The organism is Chryseobacterium sp. CS2K3, assembly GCF_059515185.1.
The window spans coordinates 48,002-66,633 of sequence record NZ_JCAKRW010000002.1 but is presented as its reverse complement, the minus strand read 5'-3'; the positions used below and the strand labels follow the sequence as shown (position 1 = coordinate 66,633).

Below are 18,632 nucleotides of genomic sequence, written 5' to 3'. Positions count from 1 at the left end.
CTAATTTTACACTTTAAATATTTCCCTTGCAATACGCTCAAATTGTTTTACCACTGAATTTAAAAGGTTCCTTTACATACAAGGTTCCGGAAGAACTGATGTCTCAGATTCAGTTGGGAATGCGGGTCTTGGTACCGTTTGGAGGTAAAAAGATTTACACAGGAATTGTTTTTGAGCTTCATGATAATGCCCCGGAAAACTTTGTAGCGAAAGACGTAATCAGTATTTTGGATGATAAACCCATACTTCCTGAAGAGCAGATCCGTTTCTGGAACTGGCTTTCCGATTACTATTTGTGCAATCTTGGGGAGATTTACAGGCTGGCTTTTCCTTCCTCTTTAAAACTGGAAAGTGAAACCTATCTGAAATTGAAACCCGGTGTTGTCGTTGATTTCGAGAATCTCGATGTCAATGAAATGTATCTCGTTCAGGCGTTGGAAGTAAGACAGCTGGTAAATCTTACAGATATTGAAGCGTTTATTCCCAAAAAGGAAATCATCAAAACCATCAATTCCCTTATAGATCTGCAATATATAGAGATTGATGAGAAAATTGCTGAAAAATATAAAGCAAAAGAAGTTGCCTATATAAAGATTAATGATGAGGTTCTTGGGAATCAGAATCTTACAGAAATTCTTTTAAAACTTAATAAGGCTCCTAAGCAGAAAGATCTTTTTCTTTTTATTTTAGAAAAACAGACAGAAAGACCTGATCTTCATATTAAAAAAGCAGAATTGTTTGAAGATGGTTATTTCGGAAGTTCTCATTTCAAAGCATTGGCAGACAAAGGTCTGGTGGAAGAATATTACATGCAGAAAGACAGGATCGATAGCTATGAGGGAGAAATTGAAGACATTGAAGAACTTTCGGAAGAACAGAAAACAGCAAAATCTGAAATAGATGAAGCTTTTGAAGAAGGAAAAAATGTCCTGCTTCACGGAGTGACATCATCAGGAAAAACTCATATTTATTTAGAAAAGATTGATGAATGTGTGAGAAGTGGTAAAAATGTTCTGTTTTTGCTCCCTGAAATTTCTTTGACCAAGCAAATTACACAGAGACTTGAAAAAAAATATGGCAGGCAACTAGGCTTTTATCATCAGAAACTGACGGATTTTGAAAGAGTAGAAGTGTGGCGGAGAATTAAGCAAAATGATATTCGTATCCTTGTGGGAACACGAAATGCTTTGTTTTTACCTTATCAGAATTTAGGATTGATTGTGGTGGATGAAGAACATGATTCCGCTTATAAACCAAGAGAAGTTTCTCCCTATTTCAATGCAAGAGACGCGGCTTTGGTTTTGGGGAACCTGTATAAGACGGGAGTGATTCTGGGATCTGCAACCCCTTCTGTTGAAAGCTATTACCGCGCCAGAAAAGATAAAATGAAATACATCTTCCTGGAAGAAAGATTCGGGAAGGTAAGCTTACCTGAATATGAACTGATCAATTTCAAAGAAGCCCAGGAATCTAAAAATGTATCAGGAAACTTTTCAACCAGACTTATTGATGCAATAAAGACAACAATTGATGATAAAAACCAGGCGATAGTTCTTCACAACAGACGTGGTTATGCCAATGTTGTGGAATGTGAGACTTGTGGCTATGTTAATTATTGCTCCAATTGCGATGTTGTAATGACGTATCACAAGGCTGCCAATGAAATGAAATGCCATTACTGCGGTCAGAGAGCATCAAAACCGAAAACCTGTCCGAAATGCAATTCTGAAAACCTTAATGAAAGAGGAGTTGGGGTAGAGCAGATTCACGAAGAAGTTTCCAAACTGTTTCCTGAAAATGAGGTAGATAGAATGGATGTAGATTCTATGCGCAAGAAATTTGCTTACGAAAAACTTTATGAGAAGATTGAGGACAGAGAAACAGATATTGTGGTAGGAACGCAGATGATTTCCAAAGGGCTGGATTTTGATCATATTGAACTTGTTGCTATTCCAAAAGCTGATTCCTTATTATATGTACAGGATTTCCGGGCAGAAGAACGTGCCTATCAATTGATAACTCAGGTTTCCGGAAGAGCAGGAAGGGTTTCCGGAAAAGGAAAAATCCTGATTCAGACCTACAATCCTGATCATTCTGTATTTCAGCTGATCAAGATGAACAATCCTGCTAAGATCTATAAATATATCCTTACAGAACGTCAGAAGTTTCATTATCCGCCGTTTACTAAGCTCATTATGATTGAGCTGAAACACCGAAGAGATGATAAGGCAGACCGTGCTTCTCAGTTTTTGGGTTCTATCCTGAGAAAATATCTTCCTGAAGATTGTGTATTAGGACCTGAAAGGGCTCAGATCGCAAGGCTTAATAATTTATATCAGTTTCAGATTCTCCTCAAATTACCCCGGGGAAAAAACTATGAAAAGTACAAGCAAATGGTTTTGATAAGTTTGAAAGAATTTGATGAAATTACTGCTTATCAAAGCATTAAAAAGGATGTTTTTGTTGATTTTTAACAATTTTTAACAAACTTTAGCCTCTTTTATAAGACGGCTGTAGCCCGTTGTATGACAATAATTTCTACTTTTGGACGTTGATTAAGTGTTTGGCTCTTTTATTGAATGATTTAACTTATCATTTTCTATTAGCTCCAACTATAGAACAAAAAAAGGATAGATGGTAAATTTCAGAAAATATATTTCAAGTGCAGCGGTGTTGGCTTCCGGTCTTTTCCTGGCTCAATCTACCGTTTCTACTGTTCTTTACTCTCAAAATTACGACAATCAGAAAAGCAGTTTGAACCTTCCTTCACCCGTAAGCTCGGTGGTGGAAAAAACGATGTTGTCGGCTAAAGAACTTGTAGACATTAATGTAAACACAATGATGGCGGACCCTGTATTGAAAAATGCAAACTGGGGATTCGTAGTGTATGATCCGAAAACAAAGAAGGTGATTTCTTCATACAATGAGAGCACACCATTAGTTCCGGCTTCTACCACAAAATTGCTGACAACAGAAACAGCATTGCATCTGTTGGGAGAAAATTATCGTTGGATGACTCAATTGGAGTATTCTGGGACGGTAGATGAAAATGGTACTTTAAATGGTAACCTTTATATTGTAGGAAGCGGAGATCCGTCTTTGGGAACAAACAAAGCAGGAGCGTGGTCTTACAGAGACATTATTTCAGATTTCATAGGAGGGCTTTCACGCGAGGGAATCAGAAAGGTAAACGGTGATATTATTATTCAGACAGCGCTTTTCAAAGGCAATATTTCAATGCTTCCGGAAAATGTTGTATGGCTAGAAAACAATAATTACTATCTGCCTGTAGGTACAACCAGCGGAATAAACCCGGCAAATGAAAAGCTGATCGTAAAGAAAGGAAGCTTCTCTACCGATAAGAAATTCTTCTACGTTTCACCTTATGCCCATCAGATGGTATATGCTGAAAAGTATGATGGAGACGGTGTTTTAACAACAAAACTTCCTGATGCACCTGCTTATTTGGCAAACAGCTTCAGAACTACACTGGTAAAAAGTGGAATTCCTGTAACAGGAAAAGTAACGCCTAAAATGACAGATGCTGCTCCCGAAAGCAGAAAAATGATTTCAGCTTATAAATCCCCGACGTTGAGTGATATCATATATTATACTAATCAGCGTAGTGATAATTCATTGGCTGAAGCTTTACTGAAAACAGTAGGGTTTCAAAAATTAGGTGACCAGACTTCGGAAACGGGAAGAGGTGTGGTTACGGAACATCTTAAAGAAGCGGGCTTTGATATGATTGGACTTAATTATATCGATGGAAGCGGGCTTTCAAGAAGTAATAATGTAACGCCTATTTCTCAGGTGAAATTTTTAACCTCTTTAATGGATGAAAAATATTACAGAACTTATTTAACTTCTCTTCCGATTGGCGGACAATCCGGTACGTTGAAGAGAATGTTTCTGGGGGAAGGAAACGGACAGATTTTTGCTAAAACAGGAACTCTGAATAAAGTAAAAACATTAGCAGGATATCTGAAAACAAACTCAGGGAAGACTTTAGTTTTCTCCCTGATGGTTAATAATTATTCCGGATCTGTGGATATGGTAAAGAAAAGAATGGAAAAAATTCTGGAGCCCGCTCTGGAACTTTAAATGTTTATTTTATATATTATAAGAACCTTTTAATCAACGATTAAAAGGTTTTTTTTATATTTGAATGATACAATATTTCTGTATATGAAAAAAATTTACTTACTCATAATAAGCGTATTAATTGCCCAGCAGTACTATAGTCAGAAAACAGATTATAATATTGAAATGAAAGGGCTGAGAGAAAAAGAAATGAAGTCCTTTGCCAATAGAATGGGAATAGGGAGTGTAAATCCTAATACCCTGAATTATGATCTGCGTTATCAAAGGATGGATGTAAGCTTAGATCCGGCAGTTAACAGCATTTCAGGATCTGTAACTTCTCATTTTAAGCCTAATCAGAATATGGGCAGCATTTATTTTGATCTTACCAATGTACTAACGGTTTCACAGGTGCAATATCATGGAAACAGCATTCCTTTCCAACAGCTTGCTACCAAAGAGATTAAAATAGATTTTCCTGTAGCTATTCCTGCCAATACCCTGGATTCACTTACTATTCATTATTCAGGTACTCCTGATCCGGCAAATGGTACGGTAAAAACAGGAACACAGGGATCAGGAGTGAGTACTCCGGTACTTTCAACTTTAAATGAACCTTATGGAGCTCAGGATTGGTTTCCTACCAAGCAAAGTTTAAATGATAAAATTGAAAGATTTGATTTTAAGATTACGACTCCCTCACAATATAATGTTGCGGCAAATGGTAGATTGATGTCAGAAACCATTACTCCGGCAACAGGAAAGAAACTTACTTTCTGGAGAACAATGTATCCTACACCTGCTTACCTTATTGCGTTGGGGATTACAACTTATACGAAGATCAATGATGTGATTGGAAATCCGCCGTTCCCGTTTGTTAATTATGTTTATCCGGCAACGGCTGCTGATCCGGTGAAAATGTCCAATATCGACCAGACAAAACAAATAATGAATGTCTTTGAGAACTATTTCGGTCCATATCCGTTCCGGGATGAAAAATACGGGCACATGGAATACCTTAACGGTGGCGGAATGGAACATCAAACGATGTCATCAATGGGAGGTTTTGCAAAAAGTCTTATCGCCCATGAACTTGCACATCAATGGTTTGGAGATAAAGTAACGTGTGGAGCATGGAATGATATCTGGCTTAACGAAGGATTTGCCACTCTCGGAGAACATGTAGCCAATGAGAAACTGCTTATGAATAATGCTGAGTTCATGAATTACCTTTCCGGACAGATCAGTATGATTACGGGTAGTGTAGGAGGTACAACGTATGTTCCTGATTCAGGGCTTAATAATATTTACCGGATTTTTGATAGCAGACTTACTTATGCAAAAGGCGGGTACCTATTAAGAATGATCAAATGGATACTTGGCGATGATGTTTTTTATCAGGCACTTAAAGATTATCATGGAAAACCTGACTTGGCTTATAATTATGTGAGAACTTCTGATTTTAATGCCTCTTTGCTTCAGTCTACGGGAAAAGATTTTACAGAATTTTTTAATGATTGGCTGTATGGGGAAGGATATCCTACCTATACCATCAAATGGAAACAAGCCGGAAATCAACTGGTTTTTAATATTTCCCAAACCCAAAGTATGCCTTCTGTAAGCTTTTTTGAAATGCCTTTGCCTATTAAAGTAAACGGGACAGGCGGACAAACAGCGTATTTTGCGCTTAATAATACTTCAAACAACCAATACTTTTCTGAAACAGTTCCTTTTCCGGTTTCAAGCATTCAGTTTAATTATGACTATCAGATATTGCATAAAAATTCTACTGTAGTTCAGGATAATACATTGAGTATTTCTTCGGTGGAGAAAGACCATTTTGGCTTATATCCAAATCCTGCAAAGAATGAACTTTACCTTAAAGGAATTGATAAATCTACAGAATATTCCATTCATGGGGTAGACGGAAGATTAATAAGGACATCCGTTTATGAACCAGGAAAAGCAATAGGAATATCAGACCTGATTCCAGGAACATATGTTTTCACGGTGAAAGAGAAAAATATTAAGTTTATTAAACATTAAATAATAAAAGAAGCTTTCAAATTTGAAAGCTTCTTTGTTTTTTTGCTGCTTTTGTTCCACGTTCTTTGGCTTTTTTTATCTTATAATTAAACCATTTCTCTTTAAAGATATTCCTCATAAGATTGTCAAAATTTCTTGTCACCACCAGATTTTTGAAACCCCGCCATTTTTCAAGAAAGCTAGAAGGAAGTGCCCGTACAGAAACAGAATATCCTCCGGTTTCATATTGTATATAATGCCACCATCCGGATGGAATGTATAACGTTTCACCGGGTTGAAGAATAGCTTCATATCCTTGTAAATAAAGAAGAGCAGGATACGATCTATAATCCGGGTCTTTTATATTGGGTAAGCTGTGGAAATTGTAAGGTAATTTATACATCAGGTCAGATTGTTCCCAGGGAAAAAGCCAGATCCTTTTAATTCCATGAAACTGAGTGATGAAAACATGAGACATATCAATATCAATATGATTTCGCGTAGCTGAACCCTCTCCTCCGAAAAACATAAAAGGAAGCCATTTCAATATTTTCCCGTTTGTGACATCGTTATAAATAAGATCGTCTTTAAGCTCTGGTTTGATACTTAATAAATTAAATAAAAAAAGGCGGTGTTCCGTAGGAGTAGAATCTATCAGGTCCAGATATTCTGAGAATGTACTTTGCGCAATAGGCTGGCTGGCAACTCTGTTCAGCGAATCAATTTCATTCCCATAAATATTCACCTTTTGGTCCCCTGCAATTTCCTTAAAATATTCAAAGTTCCATTTTTTAAAAGCAGGGCTTTCAGGATCTACAAAATCCTCAAGAATAATAGGAATGCGTGGTTTCATATGATCATTGAGGAATCTTCTTGAATTGATGTTATTTGTTTTCTGTACCGGAATCAGTTTCATGCTCTGAAATTTTAAACAAATATAAATATTATCCTACTAAATTAGTAGACTAATTGTGTTAAAAACTGAAATTTTAGAATTAAGCTTATAAAAGGTTTTATTTTACTGCCTTTTTAGTAAATTAGCACATCTAAAAAATTACTAAAAATGATTTCTGAAAAATACCTTCAACATTTACAGAACGAACTTCAAAATATTGAGAACGACGGACTTTACAAAAGAGAAAGAATCATCACCTCTCAGCAGAGTGCTGAAATAGAAGCAAACGGAAAAAAGCTTTTGAACTTTTGTGCTAACAATTACCTTGGATTATCAAACCATCCGGAAGTAATGAAAGCCTCTCAGGATATGATCCAGTCTCATGGTTACGGAATGTCTTCTGTACGTTTCATCTGTGGAACGCAGGATATTCATAAAGATTTAGAGAAGAAAATTGCAGAATTCTTAGGTCTTGAAGATACTATTCTTTACGCAGCTGCTTTTGATGCGAACGGTGGAGTTTTTGAACCGTTATTCACTGATGAAGATGCTATTATTTCAGATGAATTGAACCATGCTTCTATCATTGACGGTGTTCGTCTTTGTAAAGCGGCGAGATACCGTTACAAAAACAATGATATGGCTGATCTTGAAGCACAATTGATCGCTGCTTCAGAAAAGAACCACCGTTTCAAAATTATCGTAACGGACGGAGTTTTCTCAATGGATGGTATCGTTGCAGATCTTAAAGGTGTTTGTGACCTTGCAGATAAATATGATGCATTGGTAATGGTGGATGATTCTCACGCGACTGGTTTCATCGGAAAAACAGGTCGTGGAACCCACGAAGCCAATGAAGTAATGGGTAGAGTAGATATTATCACGTCTACTTTAGGAAAAGCTCTTGGGGGTGCTTTAGGAGGTTTTACTTCCGGTAAAAAAGAAATCATCGATATGCTGAGACAACGCTCTCGTCCTTACTTATTCTCCAATTCACTGGCTCCTGGAATCGTAGGTGCTGCACTGAAAGTCTTGGATATGATTTCTGACGATACTACATTACGCGATAAAGTAATGGAAAATGCAGAATACTTCAGAACAGAAATGAAAGCTAAAGGTTTTGATATTCCTGACGGTGATGCTGCTATCGTTCCTGTAATGCTGTATGATGCTCCACTTTCTCAGAAAATGGCTGAAAAATTAATGGACGAAGGAATCTATGTAATTGGATTCTTCTATCCTGTAGTACCAAAAGGAAAAGCAAGAATCAGAGTTCAGTTATCTGCTGCTCATACGAAAGAGCATTTGGATAAAGCCATTGCTGCTTTTGAAAAAGTAGGAAAAGAATTAGGCGTTATTTCTTAAGATAAAAAAATCTACGTTTGTAGAGTAAAAAACAGGGTTTCTGGAATATCAGAAATCCTGTTTTTTTATGAAAAATATTCATTAATTTCATGGAGAAAGAAAAGGCTTTTAAATTTCTCGAGGTCAAATTATTCAGAGGATTGGAAGTAGTATGAAAATCATGAGAAATTTAAGGATATTAAAAAAAAAATTCACTAATAAAGTGGTTATTGGAATTTATTTTTAGTTACTAAATAAATTCAGTTAAAAAATATTATTGCTGAATACATGATAATATAATATATTTGAAACATTCATTCTAATAACCGTTTTGTGAAAAAATATTTACTTATTTCTATCTTTTTTAGCTTTTTTGAAACGATTTATGCTCAATCTTATGATTATAAATCAATAGTTACCGTAAGCGCTTTTGCCCCTTTTCGCGACCAGCGTTATAATATAGGCTATATGCGGAAAATAAATGAAAGATGGTGGGTGGGAACCGAATTGGCATACGGAACCAGTAAAATAACTCCCCTAAGCATTGATGATTTTGAAGGGAAAAACAGAGTTTTTGAGATAAAACCAGAAGTTTTTTACAGCCTGGCTCCACAATCAAGATTAAAACATTTTGTATCAGCAGAAGTTTTCTATTTAAATCAAACAGGAAAAGACATTTCAGGAAAATATTATGATGAAAATGATGTTTACTATTCTTTTAGTTCAGCAGATTATAAAAGAACCAAATATGGATTAAATATTAATTACAGTATTTTGCTTCATAAAGAGTCTTCATGGTTTGGCTTTATGCCTAAAATTGGTTTTGGCATCAGACAGAGGAATATTTCTTATACCAATATGACTGGAAAAGAAGAGGCAGATGCTCCTAGAGACGGTCTTCCTTTTGACTATCATTTAAATCAGCAGGGCTCTAATCTGCGTTTCAATTTTAATGTTGATATGAAATTCATTTTCAAATTTTAAAATATCCTTAAACTTTATGATTCTAAGCTAAAGATTTTAGATTAAATTCTCTTTTTTTACGAAATAAACTATCTTTGCAAACAAATTTTTAGGATGCTGTATACCATCATCAAAGCGCTGCACATTATTTTTATGGTAAGTTATTTTGCGGGAATTTTCTATCTCGTAAGAATCTTCGTTTACTATAAAGATACCGATGAGTTTTCGGAAGAAAAGAAGAAAATTTTGAGGGAACAATATACATTCATGGCAAGAAGGCTGTGGAATATTATCACCGTTCCAGCCGGTGTTATCATGGCAGTTTGCGGGCTGGTCATGATCATTTTAAATTCGGGATTGATGAAAATGGGTTGGTTTCATTTAAAACTAACTTTCCTGATCGGGCTTGCTATTTATCATTACTGGTGCTGGAAGAAAGTCCTGCAATTAAAGGCTTTGAATGGAAATACCTTGGGAATTGCCAATATAAAACTGAGACAGGCAAACGAAATTGCTACTTTCATTTTATTTCTGGTAGTCTTTACCGTGATACTGAAATCTATGGTAATTGATTACTGGTGGCAATTAATTTCAGGATTTTTCGTTCTTGTATTTCTGATCATGATGACTGTAAAACTTGTTAATAAGAATAAAAAAAAGAAATAATTGTAGAAGAGCAGAAAAAACTCTTTATACATCTTACTAAAAAACTATGATTGCAATTTTAAAGAAAGAACTTTGGAGTTACTTTGGAAACTGGAGTGCATGGGTAATTATTGCCGCTTTCAGTTTGATAGGAACTCTTTTCCTGTTCTTTTTCGACAACGATTCTAATATTTTTGAGATCGGGGCAGCATCGCTGCAAAGCTATTTTGTATTGGTTCCATGGCTGTTGATGTTTATCATTCCGGCTCTTTCCATGAAAACTTTTGCTGAAGAACAACAAACAGGTACGCTGAACTGGCTTTTTTCACAGCCGTTAAAAGTTTCTGAATTAGTAGCAGGAAAATTCCTTTCCGTATGGATCGTAGGTGTTTTATGCCTTATCCCATCACTTATTTACCTTTATACCGTATATGTTTTAGGAGTTCCGGCTGGCAATATCGATTTGGGAATGACTTTCGGAAGTTACATCGGGCTGATTATCTTAATCGCAGCGTTTTCAGGAGTGGGGATTTTAGCGTCTTCACTATCTCAGAACCAGATTATGGCTTATTTGTTAGGTGTTTTCATGTGCTTTATCATGTATTTCGGAATCGAGCAGCTGGCAAGCTATAAATTGTTGGGAGGCGCAGATTTTATCCTTCAGAATATTGGTTTCTATCAGCATTTCCTTGGCTTTACAAGAGGTCTTGTAGATCTGAAAGACGTTGCTTACTTTATTCTGGTAATCGGTGCTTCATTAGTATTGTCTAATCATTTTATTAACAAAAAGAAGTAGAATTATGAAGAAGATCAATGCTAAATCTCCACTTGGGATTTTCTTATTTGCTATCATTCCTTTAGTCATTATTCTTACCTATTCAGGGATTAGACTAGATTTAACAAAGGAAAAAAGATATACCCTTTCAGACAGTACTATTAAAGTATTGGAATCTGTTAAAAAACCTTTAACCGTAGAGGTTTACCTTGAAGGAGACTTTCCGGCAAGCTTTAAACAGCTTCAGGGAGAAACGAAGTTTATGCTGGAAGAATTCCGAAAAGTGAATCCAAAGATTGATTTTAAATTTATCGATCCGCTAAAGTCTAAAATATCCAATGATAGCCTGGCTGCAATGGGAATGCAACCTTCATACCTTCCGGATTCTAAAGATGGAAAGTTTACGCAGATTACCATTTTCCCATATGCGGTTATTAAATATGATAAAGCAGGAGTTTCTATTCCGTTAATTGTACAGCAGGCAGGTATTGATGCTGATCAGCAGCTTACAAGATCCATTGAAGGATTGGAATACAGTCTGGTTTCAAATATTAAAAATATTGCGGCAGATAAAAGAAAGAAAGTAGGAATTCTGGTAAATCAGGATGAATTGAGCCCGGATGAATTTCAGGGTTTTGTACAGCTGGCAATGGAAAACTACGATGCAGGTCCCGTTATTCCTAAAAATCAAACTGAGCTTACCCTTGAAGACCTTCCTTTATTGAAGCAGATGAGTGCTTTGGTCATTGCAAAACCGCGAAAAGCTTTTACCGATAATGAAAAAGTAATTCTTGATCAATATATCATGAATGGTGGGAAAACGCTTTGGATGATTGATGCCGTAAATTCCGAAATGGATACACTGACAAGGTCTAAAAAGGTAATGCCTTTCCCGATTGATATTAATATGACAGACTTTTTCTTCAATTATGGTTTAAGAATCAATACTGCTTTGGTAAAAGATGTAAAGAAATTTGCATTACTGAAGCTCGTAACGGGAGAGGTGAGCGGAAACCCGCAGTTTACAAGCCTTCCTTGGCCATATTATCCGCTGGGAATTGCTGAAGACAATAATCCGATTACAAAAAATATCAATCCTGTAAAATTTGAATTTCCTACTTCAATTGATACATTGGGAGGAAGAAAGAATATCAAAACAAAAGTTCTTTTTGAATCCAGTGAAAGAACATTATTGAAGCAGGTCCCAAATTATGTAGATCTTAAAGAAATTGCAAGTGTAGACAGCCTTGGACAAATGGAAAAACCAAGTACACCGAAGATCTTTGCCGTAGCATTGGAAGGGAAATTCAATTCTGCATATGCTTCAAGAATTGAAAGAAAATCTTACCCTGGCTTTAAAGCATCAAGCCCTGAAAATAAAATGATCGTTATTGCAGACGGAGACGTTGGAAGAAATAAAGTGATCAAAGGAAAACCACTTCCGCTGGGAGTTGATATGCTGACAAACGAGCAGTTCGGAAACGAGCAATTCCTTAGAAACGCACTGGATTATTTGTTGGACGACAGTAATCTGATGGAATTAAGAAACAGAAACATCGAAGAAAGACTTCTCGACAGACATAGAATAGAAGAAGAAAGAACAAATTGGCAATGGCTGAATTTATTACTGCCATTAGTATTAATTGGTCTTATCGGAGGACTGTTCTTCTGGTTGAGAAAGAAGAAATTTGGTTAAAATAAAAAAGCCCGGAAGATTTTTCTTCCGGGCTTTTTTATAGTTTATCAATCGTTAAAAGAATCAGTATTCTATTTACTTTTCAATTTCTTATTCTCTTCTTTCAATGTTACAATCTGCTCTTCCAAAACTTTAATGTAGCTTTGTAAATTCTCTACAATAGAATTGGGAATATTATAATATTGATTAAAATTATTATTTGCAGATTGATCGTTAAAAGTTAAATTATCATTATTAACCACACGTCCTGGTCTTTCCTCTTTGATCTCTTCTACAGGCACATTAAGCGCTTTTGCTAATTTTTCCCATTCATCATCAAAAATTCTTACTTCATCATTCTCTTTTCGGGAATAGTTTGAAACATCTGTTGAGATGATATTAGACATATATTCTTGTGTGTAGCCTCTTTGCTTTCTTAGATTTCTTAGCTTTTCCATAATGACCTATTTATTTGTGTCTTTATACAAATATAAAAAAAATGATAGAGAACTTTAAAATCTATTTATTGAATACATTTTATATTTCTCAATATATTCTAAAAGCATCAATTTCTGTCAAGATGAAAACTGAAGCTTAAGTGCTCTCATCAACAGTATAAATAATAACTTATATTGGACTTAAGTGTTATAAAAATTTTATGGTTATATAAAAAAAAGAGAAACCTTACAGCTTCTCTTTTATTACTTTATTCTTCTAATTATTTTTCAGTTTTATTGATTCTCCAGCACAGGGATAATATGCTCCCAGTTCAGTTGTTTCGCATAATCCAATGCTGTTTTTCCTGCTTTAGACTGAACACTTTTATCTGCTCCGGCTTCCAGGGCAACTTTTACAATCGTTAAGTTTCCTGCAATGGTTTCTCTGTGAAGCAAAGTAAGCCCATTCTCGTCACTATGTTTTAATTCATCAGGATTTTGTTGTAAAAACTCAAGGAATTTTTCCTTCATATTTACGCTCATCGGATGCTCAACGAGGTTTTCAGGTTCTTCAGACTGCTTGTTTACAATTTGAATATCATTGAAATCGCCAAAATCCAGCTGCCATGCATTATCATGATCTTTTCTTTCTGAAGCTGTCATATCTGAACGCATTTTCTGAATGGTAAATCCACCATAAGTTCTGGGAAGCGGTTCAGATGACGAAGAAAATAATTTTGAAAGCCCTTTAGGTTTTTGAACACTTGGAGTAATCGCAAAAAGCCAGTCGCTGATATTCGTAAGGGGAATTTCAATATAGTCTCCCATCTGTACATTTTTCAATGTATTGGGCTCGTTGATCAGGTAGCCTTTGATACTGTCTCCATCAAAAAAAACGTCATTGATCCACATATGCTCAACATCTAATTTTCCAGCTTCATTTTTCTCTGAAAAAGCTACTTTCACGCATGATACATTAAGCCCTGGGATAATTCTTCTGTATTCCCATGATTGTTCACGCCAAAAATATTTAAAAGTTTCCTGAGCTTTTTTAAATGCATTGATCATTTCCGGATCATTTCCATCAGCAAAAAAAATTGAGTTTTCTTCCATATAATAAATAAGTTTGATTGATGTAAGTCTTTACGACTCGTGGTCCTGATAAGCTTCCTTTGGTAGTAATACTGCCGTTTTATAATAGCTTATATCTACAGGGCATTGTTCCTGAAGTTCCTGAAAAGTTTCATACTCATAATGTGCCCAGTTTTGCTCATTATCAGGATCTGCAGTTTTAGCAATGGCAAGTTCCAGTTTTCCGTCCTCCTGGTAACTGCATTCTATGGCGGCATATTTTTCACCATTTTCATCAGTCGTATACCAGCACTTTACAGTTTTTTCAAGCTGTGGCTCTTGGGTTTCATTATCTATTACCTGTGAACAGATGAAATTTTCAGGATCATCAGTTTTAAAAACTGTTTTTGATATTAAAGGCAGTTCGTCAACAGATAATGAATAAAGTTTATTAGTGGAAATAATAAATCCATCGATGGATTCTCTTTTTTCAATATCAAAAAAATCGGATTTTTCCTTCAGATAATTAAGAATTTCTTCCTCATTATCGCCTTCACTTAAGAAGTAGTTGATGTTGTATATACTGTCATCATTGATGAATTCAATTTCTTTCAGTATATCAGAATCACTTTCATAATAATACAGATGATACTCATCTAATTTTACAGCATTGCTTTTGGAGATAACTTCTCCAAAAATGTTTTTGTACACTTTTCTCATTTTTAATCATGTTATTTAGTTTCATCTATTAGTTTAAGTGGTTAAGGCAAAGATAGTCTTTCTTTTTTATCTTAACCTAAAGTGTAAAACGGTATTTATTTCGTAAATATTTTATATGTCCTTTATAAAATCCTCATATTCATAATAAAATCTTTCAAAACCGTCCATCTTGTCCACAAAGAATTCAAAAATTTCCTGCCAGGTATTTTTGTTAAAAACTGAAACATTATGTTTTTCTACCCAAATACGGCTGATTATCTTACCATTTTCAAGGGTAAAGTACTCTTCCTTATGAAAATCACCAATAGAATCCTTTAAAATATCTTCCAGGGACCAGATCTTTTCATAATAAGCATTACGGAAAATTTCATCTTTCATTTCGATGTCTAGAGAAACTTCTGCTTTTTTGTTGTCTGCAGAGAATTTAAATGCCATATCCTTTACTTTGGTATCGTACAGGAGCCATTTTCTTGGAAACGATTTTCCAAAAGCTGTCCAAAATTCTTTTTTTAATTGCTGCGCTTCTTGTTTACTGAACATAGGGGCAAACATAATCATTTAATAGGAAAAAGGCAAAATTGTGGTAGATCAAAAAGTAAAAATGAATAGTGGTGAACAGGCAAATCTGCAATTTTACCTTTTACTTTAAACATATTAAACAATTTTCTTATTTTTGTCGTAATGCTTTCAAAAAAATCTCAATATGCGTTTAAGGCACTTTCATATCTTGTAGAAAAAAGAAATGAAGGTCCGGTTCTTATTTCCGAAATTGCGGAACATAAAAAAATACCTTTAAAGTTTTTAGAAAATATTCTGCTTGAACTGAAAAAAGCAGAGATCCTTGACAGTAAAAAAGGAAAGGGTGGAGGATATTTCCTCAGAGAGAATCCTGAAAATGTAAAACTTGCAAAAATTATCAGACTTGTGAATGGTCCCATTGCGATGCTTCCATGTGTAAGTCTTAATTTTTATGAAAAATGTGATGACTGCAATGAAGACCATTGTGGATTACACGATGTACTCATCGAAGTTCGGGATGCATCACTCAATATTTTGGAGAAGAAAACTTTAATGGATCTGGTCGACTGACCTGGTCCTTTTTTTTGAATTAATAGTCTACTTTTTTGGTAGGATAATATTTTTATTGGATATTTGTAAGATATCAAATGCCTAGACTATGATTTCAAAAGAAGATACATTGATAGCAAATCAAACTGCTGTAGGGAAGAGATGGAGACTTTCTGCTGTTCTTAATACTCATAAAAATAATATCCAAATTGTTCAATTGATAATTCTATAATATGGTTATTACACGAAAGGTTCAAATAAGGCTTAATGTATTTTTTGTTACACTCGGATTGCTTTTGCTTACATTTTTTTCGATGTATGAGTTGGGATATCTGGATGAGCTTTTGAATATTCTTGCGAAAGATAATTATATATTTTATTGGATGCTTTTGGTAGGCGTTTTTGCCGAGATTGTAGCCGGATCTATGGGAATGGGGTATGGTGTAATCTGTACAACTACACTTATGTTTCTTAATATCCCGCCGCATATTGTAAGTGCAAGTATTCATTCTGCAGAAAGCTTTACAACGGCAGCAGGAAGTGTAAGTCATATTAAGCTTAAGAATGTAAGCAAAAGTCTGGTAAAGAAACTTGCTGTTCCGGCTGTTATTGGTGCCATTATCGGTGCTGTGAGTCTTACTTATCTTGGAGAATATTATGCAAAGATTACCAAAACCATTATTGCTTTTTATACTTTATATCTCGGATTTCAGATACTTTCCAATGCTTTTAAGGAGAAACAAAGTAAGGCATTGAAGAGAAAAACCAATCTTACAAGGCTGGGAGTGATCGGAGGTTTTATAGACTCTTTTGCAGGAGGAGGCTGGGGACCGTTAGTAACCGGAACCTTGATTAAAAATGCTTTTACTCCAAGATTTGCTGTCGGAAGTTCTACAGTCGCAAAATTTATTCTGACGATTACAGCTGCGGTTACCTTCTTCTTTACCTTAGGAATCCAGCACTGGAATATCATTCTAGGGCTTCTGATCGGAGGTATTATTACAGCTCCGTTTTCAGCAATGCTTACCGCCAGACTTCCGGTGAAAAAAATGTTTCTGGTAATTGGAATTCTGGTGATTGTAATGAGTTCTATAACTATTTATAAATCAGTATTAAGTTAAAAATATATTGCATTATTGAAAAATAAACGGATCAAAAATATATTTGGTTTTGAAAATATTTTACTTTTACATCACTAAATATTAGAACATGAATTTACATATCATTGCACTTTTTAAGTTTAATGAAAACTATTTGATGGAAGCGGTAGAGCTTTTTCAAAACCTGGTAAAGGAAACGAGAAAAGAAGAAGGTTGTCTGCAATATGATCTTATTGAAGATAAAGATAACAAAGGCACTTTTTTTCTGATTGAACTTTGGGAAAGCGTTGATCATCATAACAGGCACAACGGACAGGACCATTTATTGGATTTCCGTAAAGATGCTTCTAAGATGATGGAAAGTACTGTGGAAGTATATAAAGGATTTAAGATCTACTAAAATAAAAAAGGCGGCTTCAGTGTTCTGAAGACCGCCTTTTATTAGAAAAAATAGAAAGTATTTAGAGTAAATATTATTTTACAATAAGTTTTTTCGTTTCTGTACTTCCGCCATAGGTAATTTTTACCATATAGTTTCCTGAAGGAAGGTGAGAAAGATTCATATCCTGTCTGTAAAATCCAGTTTGATTTGTTAATTCAGCAGTATGTACTTTTTTTCCGGTAAGATCATAGACCTCTACATTTCCTTTATTGCTTGCTTTTTCTTTAACATCGAATAAAATGGTTACCTTTTTATCAGCTGCCGTAGGGTTCGGATAAATTCCGAAAGAAGCTTTTTTACTTACTTCAGTGATTCCCAGAGATCCGGAAAGTTTTTTATATTTGAAGTACATATTTCCTGTCTGAGTGCCTTCATTGGAAACGAAATACATTCTGTAGTAGTCTGATCCTTGCTTAATATAATAAACTGCATCAGCATGTACACCGGAAGTAGGCTTCCATGAGTGCCCGATTGTTGTAATATTACTTGAGAATGTAGCCGGTATATTACCCGTTGCTATTGCCTGAGCTTCCGGTCTTACTTTGGCTACCGTGATATTTGGAGCTTGAATCACCCCAGACATTCTGTATTTCATGGTTTGCGGATTGCCCTGCTGATCAACATAAGGATAATCTGTAAAATATCTCGTAAACATTAAGTTCCAGGAATTCTTTGAAGGCTCCATGTTAGGAACTTTTTCTCCTGTATCAAATGAAAAATAATTGAAGAAAGAATCATCTGCGCCGTTTGGTAAGGTTCTGGTTTCCGTAGGTCCCCATGCTGTTCCGTTCCATTTAGAATATTTGAACGTATATCCTGCGAATGCATCTTCAATGGCAAATTTCACATAAGCACCAGACGCATATTTTAAAACGAAAATCGTCTTTCCGGTAATGTGATGGTTGACAGGGTTGTAAACTCCCCATCCTGTAGAAGGAATATTCGGATTAGATCCTGTAATAGGTCCCTGTTCAAGTGCTCCCTGACTCCAGTCAGTAGTTTGGTCAGGATTATAAAGAGGCTCACCCCATGAATCTTCATTGCTGATATTGATGTTATCCCATTCAGCTAAACTTGTAGCAGCTGTATAAACTTCAATATTTTTAGCATCATTGATTCTTGTTCCAACTGAATAAATAGAATTTCTGTAGAAAGCAATGTCCCATGTATTTGCAGGTTGAGAAATTATATTTCCGTCTGCAAAATTAAAGAATACACGATTCTGATATCCGTTCCCCATTGTCAAGTTTGCCTGTGTGTATCCTAGTGCATCTGTCTGTGCTAAAACCGTCTGCTGAACAGTAAAAGCCAATATAGAAGCCAATAATAGTTTTGTTTTCATAACTTATTTTTTAATTCATTATTTAGAATGATTCTACAAAAGTATAT

17 protein-coding genes are annotated in these 18,632 nt (G+C 35.2%); 11 read left to right on the top strand and 6 right to left on the bottom strand.

Annotated elements, in window-relative coordinates; all coding sequences use genetic code 11:
• Positions 1-26 precede the first annotated feature (26 nt).
• The 3 genes from priA (at position 27) to AC5YGG_RS03500 (ending at position 6,129) form a co-directional block, all read left to right on the top strand.
• A complete protein-coding gene (priA, locus tag AC5YGG_RS03510; RefSeq protein ID WP_496143052.1) occupies positions 27-2,474 on the top strand; it encodes a replication restart helicase PriA in 2,448 nt (815 codons plus the stop codon).
• 160 nt (positions 2,475-2,634) lie between these two features.
• Complete coding sequence (gene dacB, locus AC5YGG_RS03505; protein WP_496143050.1) at positions 2,635-4,104, top strand: D-alanyl-D-alanine carboxypeptidase/D-alanyl-D-alanine endopeptidase; 1,470 nt, start codon at positions 2,635-2,637, stop codon at positions 4,102-4,104.
• Between the two features lie 84 nt (positions 4,105-4,188).
• Entirely contained in the window at positions 4,189-6,129 is a 1,941-nt protein-coding gene (locus AC5YGG_RS03500; RefSeq protein ID WP_496143049.1) for a M1 family metallopeptidase, read from the top strand.
• A gap of 16 nt (positions 6,130-6,145) precedes the next feature.
• On the opposite strand, the gene AC5YGG_RS03495 is transcribed toward AC5YGG_RS03500, so the two are convergent.
• Positions 6,146-7,024, bottom strand: coding sequence for a cupin-like domain-containing protein (locus AC5YGG_RS03495; protein ID WP_496143047.1), 879 nt, complete (start codon positions 7,022-7,024; stop codon positions 6,146-6,148).
• 147 nt (positions 7,025-7,171) lie between these two features.
• On the opposite strand from AC5YGG_RS03495, the gene kbl reads away from it, so the two are divergent.
• From kbl to gldG, 5 genes are all read left to right on the top strand, one after another.
• Complete coding sequence (kbl, locus tag AC5YGG_RS03490) at positions 7,172-8,368, top strand: glycine C-acetyltransferase (protein WP_496143046.1); 1,197 nt, start codon at positions 7,172-7,174, stop codon at positions 8,366-8,368.
• Between the two features lie 312 nt (positions 8,369-8,680).
• A complete protein-coding gene (locus AC5YGG_RS03485) occupies positions 8,681-9,331 on the top strand; it encodes a hypothetical protein (protein ID WP_496143044.1) in 651 nt (216 codons plus the stop codon).
• Between the two features lie 93 nt (positions 9,332-9,424).
• Positions 9,425-9,976: a CopD family protein gene (locus tag AC5YGG_RS03480; protein ID WP_496143043.1), complete on the top strand. Its 552-nt coding sequence runs from the start codon at positions 9,425-9,427 to the stop codon at positions 9,974-9,976.
• Between the two features lie 46 nt (positions 9,977-10,022).
• Positions 10,023-10,751, top strand: coding sequence for an ABC transporter permease (locus AC5YGG_RS03475; protein ID WP_496143042.1), 729 nt, complete (start codon positions 10,023-10,025; stop codon positions 10,749-10,751).
• Positions 10,752-10,755: 4 nt separating this feature from the next.
• Complete coding sequence (gene gldG, locus AC5YGG_RS03470) at positions 10,756-12,426, top strand: gliding motility-associated ABC transporter substrate-binding protein GldG (protein WP_496143041.1); 1,671 nt, start codon at positions 10,756-10,758, stop codon at positions 12,424-12,426.
• A gap of 71 nt (positions 12,427-12,497) precedes the next feature.
• Here the strand turns inward: gldG and AC5YGG_RS03465 are convergent, their stop codons facing one another.
• The 4 genes from AC5YGG_RS03465 to AC5YGG_RS03450 all read right to left on the bottom strand — a co-directional run bounded on the left by AC5YGG_RS03465 (position 12,498) and on the right by AC5YGG_RS03450 (position 15,173).
• Positions 12,498-12,863: a helix-turn-helix domain-containing protein gene (locus AC5YGG_RS03465; RefSeq protein WP_496143040.1), complete on the bottom strand. Its 366-nt coding sequence runs from the start codon at positions 12,861-12,863 to the stop codon at positions 12,498-12,500.
• A 273-nt stretch (positions 12,864-13,136) separates the two neighbouring features.
• A complete protein-coding gene (locus AC5YGG_RS03460; protein ID WP_496143039.1) occupies positions 13,137-13,955 on the bottom strand; it encodes a YegJ family protein in 819 nt (272 codons plus the stop codon).
• A 30-nt stretch (positions 13,956-13,985) separates the two neighbouring features.
• Positions 13,986-14,633, bottom strand: coding sequence for a hypothetical protein (locus tag AC5YGG_RS03455; protein WP_496143038.1), 648 nt, complete (start codon positions 14,631-14,633; stop codon positions 13,986-13,988).
• Between the two features lie 111 nt (positions 14,634-14,744).
• Positions 14,745-15,173: a DUF4268 domain-containing protein gene (locus AC5YGG_RS03450; RefSeq protein WP_496143037.1), complete on the bottom strand. Its 429-nt coding sequence runs from the start codon at positions 15,171-15,173 to the stop codon at positions 14,745-14,747.
• Between the two features lie 141 nt (positions 15,174-15,314).
• Between AC5YGG_RS03450 and AC5YGG_RS03445 the strand changes: the two genes are divergently transcribed.
• The 3 genes from AC5YGG_RS03445 to AC5YGG_RS03435 all read left to right on the top strand — a co-directional run bounded on the left by AC5YGG_RS03445 (position 15,315) and on the right by AC5YGG_RS03435 (position 17,201).
• Positions 15,315-15,722, top strand: a complete 408-nt coding sequence (locus tag AC5YGG_RS03445) for an RrF2 family transcriptional regulator (protein ID WP_076553966.1) — start codon at positions 15,315-15,317, stop codon at positions 15,720-15,722.
• Positions 15,723-15,934: 212 nt separating this feature from the next.
• Positions 15,935-16,822: a sulfite exporter TauE/SafE family protein gene (locus AC5YGG_RS03440; protein WP_496143036.1), complete on the top strand. Its 888-nt coding sequence runs from the start codon at positions 15,935-15,937 to the stop codon at positions 16,820-16,822.
• Between the two features lie 88 nt (positions 16,823-16,910).
• Positions 16,911-17,201, top strand: a complete 291-nt coding sequence (locus AC5YGG_RS03435; protein ID WP_065393818.1) for a putative quinol monooxygenase — start codon at positions 16,911-16,913, stop codon at positions 17,199-17,201.
• A 73-nt stretch (positions 17,202-17,274) separates the two neighbouring features.
• On the opposite strand, the gene AC5YGG_RS03430 is transcribed toward AC5YGG_RS03435, so the two are convergent.
• Positions 17,275-18,585: a T9SS type A sorting domain-containing protein gene (locus AC5YGG_RS03430; protein ID WP_496143035.1), complete on the bottom strand. Its 1,311-nt coding sequence runs from the start codon at positions 18,583-18,585 to the stop codon at positions 17,275-17,277.
• Positions 18,586-18,632: the final 47 nt, after the last annotated feature.